We start from the raw sequence: 13,705 nt of genomic DNA, 5'->3' as shown, positions 1-13,705 counted from the left end.
AATGGAGAACATCAGCATTTTCTGTAAGGCCGGTGGCGACTGAACGAGACACGAGGACTTTTCGACGCGAAACAGGTAGGGTGCGCAACATCACAATGCCACCACTGGATCGCGTCGCGGTTTTTATGGAGTTGTCATCGCAATGAGTTGCTGGACCGTCCTTGGCCTGTCGGCCGACGCCGATGTGCGCACTATCAAACGCCAATATGCCGTCCTGCTCAAACAGACCCGCCCCGACGACGACCCCGAGGGTTTCCAGCGACTGCGCGATGCCTATGAGCAGGCGCTGGCCTACAAGGAATGGCAGCAGTATCACGCGCAGGATCAGGACGAAGTGCAGGAACAAGCGCAGGACCAGCGCATTGAGGAATCCTGGGACTTGAGCGGCCTGACCGTGGTCGAGGTCGACGCCCTGCAACTGGCAACCCGCTCGCTGGACGGGCTCAGCGTTGAAGAGCTCGAACATCGCCACACCGTCGCCCTCGAACAAGGCTGTGCGCACATCTTCGAGGACACGCTGCTGCATCACTGCATCGAACACCCGCAATCCTCCGACACTCTGGTGGACTGGGCAGTGCCGACCTTTTTCTGGTTCAGCGCCTGGCAACGGCTGGAGCTGGATGAGGAATCGATCGAGCTGTTGCTGGCCCGGCAGCGCACGCGTATCACGCAACCGATGCGTGATGCCCTCGAACGCGAAGACGTTGACGAATTCCTCCAGGCCTACGCCCGCCGTGCGGATTTCAACTGGCTGGCGATTGAACAACATCAGCAATGGTTCAACCGTGCCCTGAGCCAGATGCTGCTGGATTCGTCTTTCTGGTCTCCCGAGGTATTCGAACGGGTGCGCACCGGTCAGGGTTGGCACGGCGGCACAGGAAATCCCTGCCCTGACGGCGAATGGCAACGTCTGCTGGCTCGACAAAATGCGCCGTTTTTTGTGGCACGCCAGCAACAGCTCGCCCTGGAACCACCCGCCACCCCCGAACACCGCGCCGCCCGCCTGCTGCTGGGTACCGGCTCGTTCAGCGCCCGCCGTGCGCTGGCCCGACGCTTGCGCGAAGAAGACTGGGCGCAGTGCCGCAAATTGAGTTCCGAGCTGTACGCCAATCACCCCAATGTCTGCGCGCAGATGCCCGGCGGCACGGCGTTTTTCTGGCGCGACTGGGAACTGAGTTTCAACGACTGGCCAACCTACGTGGGCGTGGTGTTGGCCTGCCTGATCGGCGCGTTCACCCATTACATTCCGTTGGGCGCGCGCCTCAGTGGACTGATCAATATCGTCATGATCTCGACCGTGGTGTTTAGCGTGATCGTGGCGGGGCTCAATTGGCTGGTGCACAACGTTGCACATCGCGTATGGCGGCTGGATGACCGGCTCAGCGCAAGTCTTTGCCCCGGATCCCTCAAAGACTCGCCGCCGTTCGGCGTGCTGCGCGACTTCGTGCCCGGCGCGCTGATGGTGGCCGGGCTTGGCTGGTTTTTCGGCCCGATTGCCGGCGTGGTGTATGCCGCAACCCTTGCAACGTTCGGACTGGTGCGGCGCTGGCAGTCCCGGCCACGGGTGTCCTGGGCAGAGAGCCGACCTGCCGTGAAAGTCGGCGTGACGATCCTCGGGATTGTGGTGCTGGCCCTTGTGCTCGGCGTGTTCAAGGTGGTCGCCAGCCAAGGCACAGTCAATCGCAATCAGGGCCTGCAACCCTGGACCGAACGCCTGTGCAGCCGCTTGCCGGCCACCACCGCCGAATGCAGCGCACCGGCCACCGTTGAACAGTGGTACGGCAAGGAGGCGCGACCATGAGCAGCAGAGTGATGTTTTGCGTCGGTATTTTCTTCGCGCTGGTGGTGATGGCGCTGACCAGTGCGACCCGACCTTTCCTCCAGCTCGATCTCTGGCTGGATGGACGCGATGCGCCGGTCACCGCTCAGGCCAATGCCCTGAGCCCGCTGATCGCGTGCGTCAACCGGATCGACGTGCAATGGCGAGCGGCCTACGATCGCTACAAGAACCCTCAACCGCCCTTGCCTCGCGACCAGCGCTGGTTGAAGAGCCTCAAGGATTTCGACGACAGTGACGCGTTCAACGTGCGCGACATACAGCGTGATGTCTGCGGTCAGGGCCTCACGGAAAAACTCGAATTGCTGACCTGGCAACCAGAGCTGGCGCGACAGGCCAACGAGTATGTCCGGACGCTGAATCACGTCACGACGACCATTGCTCCAGCGCGCTTTTACCGAGAGGCGAGTTTCATCTCCGGATCGCAACAGCCCTCACCTGGCGAACTCGCGGCGATCGAGCGCGTGTCACAGGAGTACATCGGCGCTTCGACGGCTCTGCGGCAAAGCCTGCTGCCGCTCGACGCCGCGCAGCGTCCCGAACAGCTCAAGCTGCTCGAAGCGCGTCTGGGCAGGGACATTCACTGGGATTTGCTGGCGTACATGATTCAGGCGCGGGAGACCGTCGATGTGCTCGACGAAGCGATGAAAAAACGCACCCTGACCCCGAAATTGCTTGCCGAGACCACCGCAAAGCTGCAACAGGCCTGGAACCGTCGCGAACCCTGGCTCGCGCCGCGCACCGGTGGGTTCCAGAACAAGACCGATGCCGCGCGTGATCTGTGGCTGCGCATTGGCGAGCCGGGGCAAAACTATCTCGAGGCGTTGAACACCCTGCAGGCAGACTGGCAGAACCATGCACAGCCTCAGCGCCTGAGCGAGGACTATTACGCCGTGACCCGCAGTTACGACGGCTTGCTCAGCCATTACAACCGGCTGGCACGCGCCAACTTCTGACGCAGTGAACCCGCCGGGTCGTCCGTTGGGGCAACCCGGCGCGCCGGTCTTACCTGGCCTTGAGCTTGAGGTAGGACTGATGCAGATCCGCCGCCCAGCCGTCGATCACGCTTTTCACATCATCGGCCTTCATCACCTGCGAATCGTTTTCCAGTGGTTTGCCGGTGCCCTTGCGCACCACTTGCGCCGCCACCTTGTTGGTGCCGCCGTCGAGGAACACCGCTTCGGTCGCCAGGGTGGTTTCCTGATCACGAATCCCGCTGGCGGTACTGACCGCTGCGGCGACCAGAGCAATCGGAATCACTTCATAGGCATGCAGGCCTTCGGTCTTGCTGCTGACGGCGGTGATGGCCGCGCGCACCACGATCACACCCGGTCCGGGGCCTGAGGCCAGCGGCAGGGATTTGCCCAATTCACGCTTGAGTGCCTGATCGTAATAGCTGGTGATGCCGTTGAGGGTCTGCTGCGGAATCTTCACGGTGGGTTGCGGTTTGGGATAGAGCTGGGTCGGTTCGACGTAGACGCTGGTGAATTTGCCGATGTCGATTTTCGGGTCGATCCAGCGCATCACTTCGGCCCCCGACGGAGATTTGGCCTCCCTGAGCTGACTGTAGTCCTTGAGGAAGCCTGAGTATTCGTCGGGTGCGACGGTTTTGCTGGAGCAGCCCACTACGCCCAGCGTGGCAATGCACAGGGTGCTCATCATTACGGCTAGCTTCATGCTGTAACTCCTGTCGGAAGGCCGAATTTATTGCGTCGGGGGAGTTACAGGTATAGCTGAATCCGCGTCGTTTGCGATCAGAAACGCCGACACTGGGCAATGCCGGGCCCGGACCTTTGAAAGGTCCGGGCCATCACCGGTACTTGAAGCTTTCTGCTACCAGCTCGAAGTCTCCCCGCTCCTCAACGCCATCTCCCGCCGGCTGTTTGCCCGCATCGCCTTGATCAGCGACACCGTGCCCACCAGCAAAATTGCCGCTCCGAACAGAAAATCGATGTCGTACAGCTGGAAATCCTGCACCGGCCCCACCAGCACAGTGCGTACCACGCCGATTCCCACCAGCGTGGCGAGGAAGTCGATCCCCGGTTCATCGCGGTAGAACACCAGCAGCAACGGCAGGCACAGCACCAGCAGCATCAACAGCACCACGACCTTGAACGAGCCTTTGCGCTCGACGCTGAACGCGCATTCGTGGGGGCCGTAGGCCTTGTAGTCTTCGTCGCGGATCATCGAGTTTTTCTCGTTGATGTAGTCAGCGCGGTTGTACTTCTGGATCGGCGTGAAGGTGTTGGACACCTCCATCAGCGTGGTGATGTTCTTGAAGCGCAGGTCGATACGCTCGCTGCCCTTGAGGTAATACAGCACCGGTTTGTAGCCGTAGCGATAGGTGTCGAAGGGAAACTCGGTGACCCGGCCCTGAACGCTGATCGGGCGCGATTCGAGTTCGGCGAAGGCGCTCTTGTCGGTCGAGGCGAGGTTGCGGCTCAGGGGCAGGACTTTTACTTGCTCAAGGAAGATCGGCGTGACGCCGTAGGACCATTGCAACGGTTCCAGGCGCAGACGCAGTTCGTTGCGGCCCAGGTCATAGCGGTTGAAAGTACGTTCGGAGACCACCACCGCGCCGCTGAGCATGAACTCGCCGCGCAGGTTGTTGGTGATGCGCAAGGTCAATTGATCCTTGCCCTGCAGCGCCGCTTGTGTGTTCGGCGGCGTGCCGCACCAGGCGGTGCTTTCGCCGACGCCACCGAGCTGACCGCCACGGTTTTCGTTGAACACATAGATGTAACCGGCCCACAGCGTCACCATCAGCAGCAACGCGGAGATGCCCAGAATTTTTTTGCCCGGACTCACTGATCAGACTCCCTTCTTCGTTCCGTCGTCCAGCCGAAAACCCGCTGGCGACGGGGACTCTACCAAAAGGCCACCATCGACCCAAGGGAAAATCCCCGATTCATCAGGGTTCTAGGGGTTTCCCCTGCATCACCTGCGCCGGAACAGCGGTCGCGGTTCAATCACCGAGCGCCCATACAACACGCTCATCCCGGCCAGGCCCTTGAGCGCATCCTCGGCGGATTTGTCCTCGCGCACCGCGAAGCTGTCGAAACCGCACTGGCGCATATGGCTGAGCTGGTCGCGCAGCACATCGCCAATGGCGCGCAACTCGCCTTTCCAGCCGAAACGGCTGCGCAGCAGATAGGCCTGACTGTAGGCGCGGCCATCGCGAAAGCTCGGGAAGTCGAGGGCGATCAACGGCAGCGAGGTCAGAAATGGCAGCAGGCTTTCGACGCCATCGTCCGGGCCGAGCCAGACCGCATGGGTCGAGGGCGATTCAAGCCAGTGGGCCAGCGGCAGAATCAACATTCCGGCGCCGGGCTCCGTTTCAGGCGAGCGGACCAGCGTCCATGGATCGTCGAGCACGATCCGCGCCCCGCCCGCCTCCATGCGCAGCAGATTGTTCATGCCGGCACCTCCAGCGCTTTCGGGTAGATCCGTTCCTTGAACGGCTCCAGTCCGATGCGCGCCACGGTATCGACGAACAACTCTTCGGCCTCGCGATAACGGACGAACGTGCCGATGATCCGCTCGATCACCTGCGGCACTTCAGCGGCGCTGAACGACGGACCGATGACTTTGCCCAGTGCGCTGTTCTTGCCCTGAGCACCGCCGAGGGTGATCTGGTACCACTCGCTGCCGTTTTTATCGACGCCGAGGATCCCGATGTTGCCGATGTGATGATGGCCGCAGGCGTTCATGCAGCCGGAAATGTTCAGGCTGATGTCGCCCAGATCGTGCAGGTAGTCGAGGTTGTCAAAGCGTGCCTGAATCGCCTGGGCAATCGGGATCGATTTGGCGTTGGCCAGCGCACAGAAATCCCCGCCGGGGCAGGCAATGATGTCGGTCAGCAGACCGACGTTGGCCGCGCCCAGGCCCTGCTCTTTCGCCAGTTGCCACAACGCAAAAAGCTCGGATTTGGGCACGTCCGGCAGGACGATGTTCTGCTCGTGGGCGATGCGTATTTCGCCAAAACCGAAGCGCTCGGACCAGTCGGCCACGGCCAGCATCTGCAAACCGGTCACATCCCCCGGTGGCGAAGCCAGGCCCGGTTTGGTCGACAGCACCACGCTGGTGTAGCCCGGCACCTTGTGCGGCTGCACGTTGCGCGCGACCCAGCGGGCGAACGCCGCGTTCTCGGCCAGGTGCGTGCCGAAATCCAGATCCGTATCCGCCAGCGTGCGATAGCTCGGCGGCACGAAAGCACTGGCGACTCGCTGGTATTCATCCTCCGTCAGTTGCGCCGGGCCGTCCTTGAGGTGTTGCCACTCTTCCTCGACCTCTTTGGCGAACGCCCCGATGCCCAGCGCCTTGACCAGAATCTTGATCCGCGCCTTGTACTTGTTGTCGCGACGGCCGTGGGGGTTGTAGACCCGCAGCACCGCCTCGACATAGGACAGCAAATGCTGCCACGGCAAGCCGTCGCGAATCTGCAAACCGAGGATCGGCGTGCGCCCCAGACCGCCGCCGACGATCACTCGCAAGAGCATCTGCCCGTCATGGCCGGGGTAAAGGTAGAGGCCGATGTCATGCATCATGATCGCCGCGCGGTCGTGCTTCGCCGAGCAGATGGCGATCTTGAATTTGCGTGGCAGGAACAGGAACTCCGGGTTGATCGTCGACCATTGCCGCAGGATCTCCGCCAGCGGGCGCGGGTCGATCAACTCGTCCGCCGCGACGCCGGCGAAAGCTTCGGTGGTGATGTTGCGTACGCAGTTGCCCGAGGTCTGGATCGCATGCATGTTGACCTGCGCCAGACGTTGAAGGATGTCCGGCACCTGGTGCAGCTCGATCCAGTTGAACTGCATGTTCTGCCGCGTGGTGAAGTGGCCGTAACCTCGGTCATAGTCACTGGCGATGCTCGCCAATGTGCGCATCTGCACGGCGCTCAGCGTGCCGTAGGGAATCGCCACCCGCAGCATGTAAGCGTGCTTTTGCATGTACAGGCCGTTCTGCAGGCGCAGCGGCAGGAATTCTTCTTCGCTCAACTCCCCGGCCATGAAGCGCTCGACCTGATCGCGAAACTGCGCAACGCGCTCGAACACCAGCGCCCGGTCGTAATCGTCGTATTGATACATCGGCTACCTCATCAGCACTCAGCACAACTCCTGTGGGAACGAGGCATCTAGAGATTGCGCGATCTGGCGCAATCTCTAGATGCCTCGTTCCCACAGATTCCTGAAAGCACTATGACGTTGCAGCGCAGCCCGTTACAGATTCAGCTGAACGCATAAAAACCGTATCAGGGCGCGTCAGATGGCCGCAGGCAGCGCCTGGATCTGATCCGCATAAATGAACAATTCCTGAGCCTGTTTTGTTTCCGGTGGGGTTTCTACAGTGCAGCTCGTGCCAGACCGGGTGGCCTGGCAAGACTTTGCAACCGTGGAAGAATTGACCATGAGCACAGCAACAATCGGACAGGCTTATAACTACAAGGTCGTCCGCCAATTCGTCATCGCCACTGTTTTCTGGGGTGTCGTGGGCATGGCGATGGGGGTATGGATCGCCTCGCAACTGGTATGGCCGGACATGAATCTGGACTTGCCGTGGACCACCTTCGGCCGCTTGCGACCGTTGCACACCAGCCTGGTGATTTTCGGTTTCGCCGGCAGCGCGCAATTTGCCGCCAGTTATTACGCGGTGCAGCGGACCTGCCAGGTGCGGCTGTACTCAGACAAACTCGCCGCGTTCACTTTCTGGGGCTGGCAGTCAGTGATCGTGATCATGCTGGTCAGCCTGCCGATGGGCTACACCACCACCAAGGAATACGCCGAAATCGAATTCTCCGGCGCGGTCTGGATGGCCGTGGTCTGGGTTGCATACGCCATCGTGTTTTTCACCACCGTGGTGCAGCGCAAGACCAAACACATCTACGTCGGCAACTGGTTCTTCGGCGCATTCATTTTGGTGATCGCCATGCTGCACGTGGTCAATCACCTGTCGATCCCGGTGGACTGGTTCAAGTCCTATCCGGTGTATTCCGGCGCCACCGACGCCATGGTGCAGTGGTGGTACGGGCACAACGCGGTGGGCTTCTTTCTGACCACCGGGTTCCTCGGGATGATGTATTACTTCGTGCCGAAACAGGTCAATCGGCCGGTGTATTCGTACCGCCTGTCAATCGTGCATTTCTGGGCGTTGATCACCCTGTACATCTGGGCCGGCCCGCACCATTTGCACTACACCGCGCTGCCGGACTGGGCGCAGTCGTTGGGGATGGCGATGTCGCTGATCCTGCTCGCGCCGAGCTGGGGCGGCATGATCAACGGGATGATGACGCTGTCCGGCGCCTGGCATCAGTTGCGCACCGACCCGATCCTGCGTTTCCTCGTCCTGTCGCTGGCGTTCTACGGCATGTCGACCTTCGAAGGCCCGATGATGGCGATCAAGACCGTCAACGCCCTCTCCCACTACACCGACTGGACCATCGGCCACGTCCACGCCGGCGCCCTTGGCTGGGTGGCGATGATCACCTTCGGGGCGACCTATCACATGGTGCCGAAAGTCTTTGGCCGCGAGCGGATGCACAGCACGCCGCTGATCAACCTGCACTTCTGGCTGGCGACCATCGGTACCGTTTTGTACATCGCTTCGATGTGGGTCAACGGGATTACCCAGGGCCTGATGTGGCGGGCGATCAACGAGGACGGCACGCTGACTTATTCGTTCGTCGAGGCGCTGCAGGCCAGCCATCCCGGGTTTGTGGTGCGATTTGCAGGCGGGGTGTTCTTCCTCAGCGGCATGCTGCTGATGGCCTACAACGTGTGGCGCACGGTGCGGGTGGCGGATGTTGCAATTGCCCACCGTGAAGCGCAGATCGCCTGATAAAGGGAGCCGGTCATGTTCGATGTTTTCTTGAATGTGTTGGGCGTGCTGTTTTTGTGGTTGTCGGTGGAGTATTGCTTGCGCCATGAAACGGCTGAAAGCCTGGATGAGGCAAGTCTGACGCCGTTTGCGGATGATCCGGAGGTGGCGCGGCGGGTTGAGCTGGCCACCGGCAAGACCGTGAAAGCGGTAGCGCCGGAGGTGGCGAAGCCGGGGTGGGTCAACCTCGAAATGTGAGCAACTGCCGTTGCTCGTTGATCGTTCCCACGTCGAGGCGTCGAACCGTCTGCGTGGGAATGCCTCAAGGGACGCTCCGCGTTCCAGCTCCGGAAGGGACGCGGAGCGTCCCGGGCTGCATTCCCACGCGGAGCGTGGGAACGATCTTTCAAACCGTTGGCGTCTGGCGCAGGCGCGCCATGCTCAGAGTGTCGACCCATTGCCCGTCACGCACGGCGTAATCGCGAAACAAGCCTTCGGTCTCAAAGCCGAACTTGCGATAGAGCCCGATGGCTGCTTCGTTGTCGGCGTACACCGAAAGCTCGACCCGGTGCAGGTTCATCCAGTTGTCGGCAACATCCAGCGCCGCCGCCATCAGTTTCGTCCCCACCCCCTTGCCTTGCCAGGCCACCGCAACACTCAGCCCGATGCTGCCGGCATGACTGCGACGAATCCGGGAAAAAGCCTCCAGCCCCAGATAACCGATCACCACCCCTTGGTGCAGTGCCACCAGTTTCAACACCCGCTCGCTGTCCGGCATCAGGCGCTGGCGCCAGATCTCGGAGGATTGAAACGGCATCTGCAACACTTGCCGCGCTAACGCCGGGTCGTTGTAGAGCGCGGTGACGCCTTCAAGATGGCATTCGTTGAAGCGTTCGAGATCAATCGCGGGGTTGTGCTCAAGCATGAACGATCCCTCCTGGATCAGTGCGTGGCCGGTCAATGTAAACCGCTTCCTCACGGATTCGCCATGCCTGTTTAAAGCCGTTGACCAAAACTTCCAGCAAGCCACAACGCCTTGCGCCATTGCCTACGCTTCCGCCAGAATCCGCCGGCTTGTGTGCCTTGGGGGCCGGCCCTATCGTTTCCGGGTCGCTGATGAATCAGCGATCGGGTCTCGCAGCCCGCGATCTCTAGACGCACAACACCCTCCAGTTTTATGGCGGCTGTACGTGGGAGACCCTCGGGTCTGCCGGTTCTAGAGTCCCGGTCTGCGACCCGCGTATAGCTGCCACCCCTTCGTATCGCAGCGAATCGTGGCGTCTCCATGACTCTGGAGATTCAATCATGATCAAACCAACACCCAATCCACCCGAAACCGACCCGACCTCGCCCTACGAAACCCTCGATTCCAAGAAATTCCACGAAGCCGCCGAACGCGCCCTCGATCACTACCTCAATCCGTTCCACCCCAGAAAACCGCTGCTCAAACCCAACACCCGCTACCTCATCGCCCCCGGCGTCGACAGCGAAGAACTGCTGGCCGACGCCTGCGAAACCCTGACCTCGGCCAAAACCATGGCCAGCGATTTCGCCGGGCTGGTGGACGGCTCGCATCGGCATGTGCTGCTGGGGATTGCGCAATTGATCATGCTGGGGGAACTGGCGGTGAACCGGGCGCTGGATAATCTGGAGTTGAAGACTGAGGCGCCTCTGTAACCTGATCGCCTGATCGTTCCCACGCTCCGCGTGGGAATGCAGCCCGGGACGCTCCGCGTCCCTTCCGGAGCTGGAACGCGGAGCGTCCCTTGAGGCATTCCCACGCGGACGGTTCGACGCCTCGACGTGGGAACGATCTACGATCTGAGAAAAACTACTCAAACCACTCCTGTCGCTCATTGAACGTGCGTTGAATCAACTCCACCAAAACCTGCACCTCCCCGACCTCCTGCGATTCACTGTTCACCGCCAACCACGCCTGCAACCGCATCGCCTCCTCAAATACCCCCGGCAACGCCACCAGCCCGCGATCAAACCGGCTCATGTACATCGGCAACAAACCAATGCATGCGCTGCACCGGATCATCTCCAGCATCAGCTCGTAGGACTGCATCTGCACCACTCCGGCCAGGCGCTGTTCGACCAGATTGTTCCAGGGCCGGAAGCTGTCGATCTGCCGGTCATGCTGCCATTGCACCAGCATGAAATCGGCAAGATCATCCGGGCTTTCTGGTCGTGCGGTCACGCGGGAGTAGCGTTTGGCGATGTGCGGCTGGTATTCCAGTTGCGCCAGGCGTTGCGGTTCGCTGGTGGCGAAGGTCGGGCCGGGGTGCGGGGTTTCGCCGTGGGCGAGCCACAGCACGATGTCGGCGCTGACGGCGCGCAGGGCCAGTTCGCTGTCGAGGGCGATGATCTCCAGGCGCACGCTGGCGTTGCGGCGCAGCAGTGCGATGAGGTCGCGTCCGAGGATGTCGTGCAGGATCGATTCGGCGACCGCCAGCCTGATCAGGGGCTGCTCGATCACCGGGAGTTTGCGTTCGTGGGCCAGGGCCACCAGTTGCGCCTGCAATTGCTGGCCTTCGCGGGTCAGGCTGAGAGCGCTGCCCTGGAAGCTGAACAGCGCACATTGCAGTTGTTGTTCCAGTTGCGCCAGTTGTTTGCGCAGCAGGGTCGAGCGCACGTTGAGGCTGCGGGCGGCCTGCATGAAGCAGCCGCAACGTGCGCTGACCAGAAAGTATTGCGCGACGTCACTGTCGAGCGTCGCGGCTTGCGCCAGCCAGGGTTCATCCTTGTCCTTGGGCCAGCGAAATTCGGCGCTGCTTTGTCGTGCTGCGGGTTCGGTGAATGACATCGATGACTCCCTGTCGATCTTTGTTGTTTGCCTTTGCATAAATCCATTGTGGGAGCGAGCTTGCTCGCGAAGGCATCGGCACACGCAACATCTCATTGCCAGATACACCGCTTTCGTCGGAACGCCGCCCGGAGCAAGCTCGCTCCCACAGAGTTCAGAGGTGGATCTGAATTACAGTTTTTCCTCCAGCACTTTATTGAGCTCGGCCCCGTCGATGCTCAGCGTCGCGGTGTTGAGCATGCCGTCCAGATACGCCTGGGCGATCTGCTCCTGACGTTGAGCCCGCAAGGCCTGGGTCAGTTGATCGCGCAGTTCGTCGAGGGTCGCGGTACGGGCCGGTTGCTGTTCGGTGAGTTTGATCACGTGGAAACCGGCGCTGCTTTGAACGGGATCGGACACCGCGCCAACCTTGAGTCGCGCCACGGCACCACGCACTTGCGGCACCAGTTGCTGCAACGGTTGCAGGCCGGTGTCACCGCCACGGTCAGCGGTCAGGCGGTCCTGGGAAAATTCCTTGGCCAGCGCTGCAAACTCCGCCGGGGTTGCCTGGGCTTTCTTGCTCAATTCCGTAGCCTGCTTGCGCACGGTTTCAAGATTCTGCGGCTCGTTCACCCCGAGGAAAATCTGGCTGACCCGATACAGCGCCGGCGTCTGCCAGTTGGCCTTGCCCGCGTCATACGCCTGCTGCAACTCGGCGTCGCTCGGGTAATCCGCCGGCACCTGGCTCACCGACTGCAAATAGTCGCGGAACACGATCTGCTCAGTGGCGGCACGGGTTTGCCGAACCACGTCCGGACGTTGCGCCCAGCCTTGGGCGTCGGCCTGTTCCAGCACGGCTTTTTCGGCCAGGCGTGAACGTATCCAGCGCTCCAGCGCCTCACGATTGCCGCGCAGTTGTTCGCGGGTCTGGGGCGGTACGGCGGCCAGCAGCGCCTGCAATTCTTCCGGCGAAACCTGCTGATTGCCTAATCTGGCCACTGCCGGTCCATTGTTCGCCGCAATCACCGGCGCCTGTTGCTGGGCGGCGACCGGGTCATTGCCCGGCCGCACCACCAGCGCCACGGCCACCACCAACAGCGCCACCGCAGCGGCGCTGATTACCATGGCAGGTTTCGTCACAGCGCAACTTCCTCTTGCTCAACCTTTGGAGCCTGAGCGGCAGCGGCGTTCTGGGTGAAATCACGCAGGTAAACGATGAATTCCTGCAACAGGCGATCCCACAATTCCAGGTTGCCGCGCAGGTGATCGTTGCTGACGCCAGCGGCCACCACCACGTCCATTTCCATCACCAGGAACTCGCCCTGCAACGACAACCGGGCAAAGCGGCGGGTCGCGTTCCACTGCTCCGCCACACCGGCCGGCAGCTCACCCTGCACGCGCAAGGCGCAGCTGAAGGTGAAGTCGACGTAGCTGCCCTGTTCCGCCACCGCCGGGTTGCCGAAACGCAAGGCGTAACCGATGCCCTGGCTGGCGCTGAGCAACTGGACGATGCCGTTCTGTTCGGTCTGGTTGACACGATAACCGGCGGCTTGCAGCACGTCGGTCAGGGATTGCGGGGATACGTGGGAGATCAATTGAGTCATTACGTCTTCCTTGTCCATGAGTCTTTTAATCAGTGCGCAATCGCGGCTTGCGGCGCATCGAATTGAGTCTTGTACAGTTCATCGCCAAAACCCTGAGCCAGTTCATCGAACTTGACCCGGGCGCTGCCGGCGAAGGGCTGGCGGATCTTCATCACCTCGGCCACATCGATGTTTTCGTAGGCGCTGAGAATCTGCTTGGCCACGCCGTACATCTGCTGATTCTTGACCGAACATTGCTGCACTTGTGTGTCACGCTCAGTCAATTGCGCTTGAAGCTTAGACCGTTCTGCCTCTTTGGCACGGGCCAGGACCAACAGCTCTTCGTAGGCCTTCTTGAACTTGCCGGTCTGCTCGTTGCTGGCCGCGACTTGCGCCTGGGCCTGGCTGTGCAAGGTTTGCTGCTGCCCGGCCAGTTGCTCGGCAAGGCCTTTGGCCTTGGCCAGTTCGGCGGTCAATTGCTTGATTTGCGCCTGGGCAGCCTTGGCTTCGTTCTGCGCCGCCAGTTGCGCGGCGCTGGCCTGGGCCTGCTGGCTTTGCAGGGTTTGCAGCTGCTGGGTTGTGCTGCGCAACTGGGTGCGCAGGCGTTCCTCCATGCCTTCGGCGCTCGCCCCGGTGGCGATCAACATCCCGAGCCCAAGCCATAAAAAGCGGATTTTCATAATC

Annotated in this window: 14 protein-coding genes; 5 read left to right on the top strand and 9 right to left on the bottom strand. The window is 61.3% G+C overall.

Annotation, left to right across the window (positions count from 1 at the left end):
- The first annotated feature begins 142 nt into the window (after positions 1-142).
- On the top strand, positions 143-1,801 hold the full coding sequence (locus tag I5961_RS12960; protein ID WP_227235456.1) for a J domain-containing protein: 1,659 nt from the start codon (positions 143-145) through the stop codon (positions 1,799-1,801).
- Entirely contained in the window at positions 1,798-2,793 is a 996-nt protein-coding gene (locus tag I5961_RS12955; protein ID WP_227235455.1) for a DUF3829 domain-containing protein, read from the top strand. Before I5961_RS12960 ends, I5961_RS12955 begins: the two co-directional genes overlap by 4 nt.
- Before the next feature lie 49 nt (positions 2,794-2,842).
- Here the strand turns inward: I5961_RS12955 and I5961_RS12950 are convergent, their stop codons facing one another.
- From I5961_RS12950 to I5961_RS12935, 4 genes are all read right to left on the bottom strand, one after another.
- Complete coding sequence (locus I5961_RS12950; protein WP_085703984.1) at positions 2,843-3,514, bottom strand: DUF3313 domain-containing protein; 672 nt, start codon at positions 3,512-3,514, stop codon at positions 2,843-2,845.
- 156 nt (positions 3,515-3,670) lie between these two features.
- A complete protein-coding gene (locus I5961_RS12945) occupies positions 3,671-4,645 on the bottom strand; it encodes a hypothetical protein (protein ID WP_227235454.1) in 975 nt (324 codons plus the stop codon).
- Positions 4,646-4,774: 129 nt separating this feature from the next.
- Complete coding sequence (locus I5961_RS12940) at positions 4,775-5,254, bottom strand: DUF934 domain-containing protein (protein WP_227235453.1); 480 nt, start codon at positions 5,252-5,254, stop codon at positions 4,775-4,777.
- Positions 5,251-6,924 carry a nitrite/sulfite reductase gene (locus I5961_RS12935; protein WP_227235452.1) on the bottom strand — a complete coding sequence of 558 codons (1,674 nt, stop codon included), beginning with the start codon at positions 6,922-6,924 and terminating at the stop codon, positions 5,251-5,253. Before I5961_RS12935 ends, I5961_RS12940 begins: the two co-directional genes overlap by 4 nt.
- A 319-nt stretch (positions 6,925-7,243) precedes the next feature.
- On the opposite strand from I5961_RS12935, the gene ccoN reads away from it, so the two are divergent.
- Together ccoN and I5961_RS12925 are read left to right on the top strand one after the other, a co-directional pair.
- Positions 7,244-8,671 (top strand): cytochrome-c oxidase, cbb3-type subunit I, encoded by a 1,428-nt coding sequence (gene ccoN, locus I5961_RS12930; RefSeq protein ID WP_227235451.1) that lies wholly within the window; start codon positions 7,244-7,246, stop codon positions 8,669-8,671.
- A 15-nt stretch (positions 8,672-8,686) separates the two neighbouring features.
- Positions 8,687-8,908 carry a cbb3-type cytochrome c oxidase subunit 3 gene (locus I5961_RS12925; protein WP_227235450.1) on the top strand — a complete coding sequence of 74 codons (222 nt, stop codon included), beginning with the start codon at positions 8,687-8,689 and terminating at the stop codon, positions 8,906-8,908.
- Positions 8,909-9,056: 148 nt separating this feature from the next.
- Here I5961_RS12925 and I5961_RS12920 read toward each other — a convergent pair whose 3' ends face one another.
- Positions 9,057-9,575: a GNAT family N-acetyltransferase gene (locus I5961_RS12920; RefSeq protein WP_227235449.1), complete on the bottom strand. Its 519-nt coding sequence runs from the start codon at positions 9,573-9,575 to the stop codon at positions 9,057-9,059.
- A 380-nt stretch (positions 9,576-9,955) separates the two neighbouring features.
- On the opposite strand from I5961_RS12920, the gene I5961_RS12915 reads away from it, so the two are divergent.
- Positions 9,956-10,327: a DUF6124 family protein gene (locus I5961_RS12915; RefSeq protein WP_085703976.1), complete on the top strand. Its 372-nt coding sequence runs from the start codon at positions 9,956-9,958 to the stop codon at positions 10,325-10,327.
- A gap of 154 nt (positions 10,328-10,481) precedes the next feature.
- Here I5961_RS12915 and I5961_RS12910 read toward each other — a convergent pair whose 3' ends face one another.
- The 4 genes from I5961_RS12910 to I5961_RS12895 all read right to left on the bottom strand — a co-directional run bounded on the left by I5961_RS12910 (position 10,482) and on the right by I5961_RS12895 (position 13,701).
- The gene (locus I5961_RS12910) at positions 10,482-11,459 is read right to left on the bottom strand and encodes a LysR family transcriptional regulator (RefSeq protein ID WP_227235448.1); all 978 of its coding nucleotides are present in this window, start codon (positions 11,457-11,459) and stop codon (positions 10,482-10,484) included.
- Between the two features lie 171 nt (positions 11,460-11,630).
- Positions 11,631-12,578 (bottom strand): peptidylprolyl isomerase, encoded by a 948-nt coding sequence (locus I5961_RS12905; RefSeq protein ID WP_227235447.1) that lies wholly within the window; start codon positions 12,576-12,578, stop codon positions 11,631-11,633.
- Positions 12,575-13,042 carry a YbjN domain-containing protein gene (locus I5961_RS12900; protein ID WP_085703970.1) on the bottom strand — a complete coding sequence of 156 codons (468 nt, stop codon included), beginning with the start codon at positions 13,040-13,042 and terminating at the stop codon, positions 12,575-12,577. Before I5961_RS12900 ends, I5961_RS12905 begins: the two co-directional genes overlap by 4 nt.
- Before the next feature lie 29 nt (positions 13,043-13,071).
- Positions 13,072-13,701, bottom strand: coding sequence for a DNA repair protein (locus I5961_RS12895; protein ID WP_085700719.1), 630 nt, complete (start codon positions 13,699-13,701; stop codon positions 13,072-13,074).
- Positions 13,702-13,705 lie beyond the last annotated feature (4 nt).

Origin of the sequence: Pseudomonas sp. IAC-BECa141 (genome assembly GCF_020544405.1) — a bacterium.
Classification (GTDB): domain Bacteria; phylum Pseudomonadota; class Gammaproteobacteria; order Pseudomonadales; family Pseudomonadaceae; genus Aquipseudomonas.
Note: the sequence above shows the minus strand (reverse complement) of the source record. Positions and strands in the feature narration are given on the sequence as shown.

Bases quoted from the DNA above. Each gene is read 5' to 3' on its own strand.
- I5961_RS12960 (WP_227235456.1), top strand. From the start codon at position 143: ATGAGTTGCTGGACCGTCCTTGGCCTGTCGGCCGACGCCGATGTGCGC.
- I5961_RS12955 (WP_227235455.1), top strand. From the start codon at position 1,798: ATGAGCAGCAGAGTGATGTTTTGCGTCGGTATTTTCTTCGCGCTGGTG.
- I5961_RS12950 (WP_085703984.1), bottom strand. From the start codon at position 3,514: ATGAAGCTAGCCGTAATGATGAGCACCCTGTGCATTGCCACGCTGGGC.
- I5961_RS12940 (WP_227235453.1), bottom strand. From the start codon at position 5,254: ATGAACAATCTGCTGCGCATGGAGGCGGGCGGGGCGCGGATCGTGCTC.
- I5961_RS12935 (WP_227235452.1), bottom strand. From the start codon at position 6,924: ATGTATCAATACGACGATTACGACCGGGCGCTGGTGTTCGAGCGCGTT.
- ccoN (WP_227235451.1), top strand. From the start codon at position 7,244: ATGAGCACAGCAACAATCGGACAGGCTTATAACTACAAGGTCGTCCGC.
- I5961_RS12925 (WP_227235450.1), top strand. From the start codon at position 8,687: ATGTTCGATGTTTTCTTGAATGTGTTGGGCGTGCTGTTTTTGTGGTTG.
- I5961_RS12920 (WP_227235449.1), bottom strand. From the start codon at position 9,575: ATGCTTGAGCACAACCCCGCGATTGATCTCGAACGCTTCAACGAATGC.
- I5961_RS12915 (WP_085703976.1), top strand. From the start codon at position 9,956: ATGATCAAACCAACACCCAATCCACCCGAAACCGACCCGACCTCGCCC.
- I5961_RS12910 (WP_227235448.1), bottom strand. From the start codon at position 11,459: ATGTCATTCACCGAACCCGCAGCACGACAAAGCAGCGCCGAATTTCGC.
- I5961_RS12900 (WP_085703970.1), bottom strand. From the start codon at position 13,042: ATGACTCAATTGATCTCCCACGTATCCCCGCAATCCCTGACCGACGTG.
- I5961_RS12895 (WP_085700719.1), bottom strand. From the start codon at position 13,701: ATGAAAATCCGCTTTTTATGGCTTGGGCTCGGGATGTTGATCGCCACC.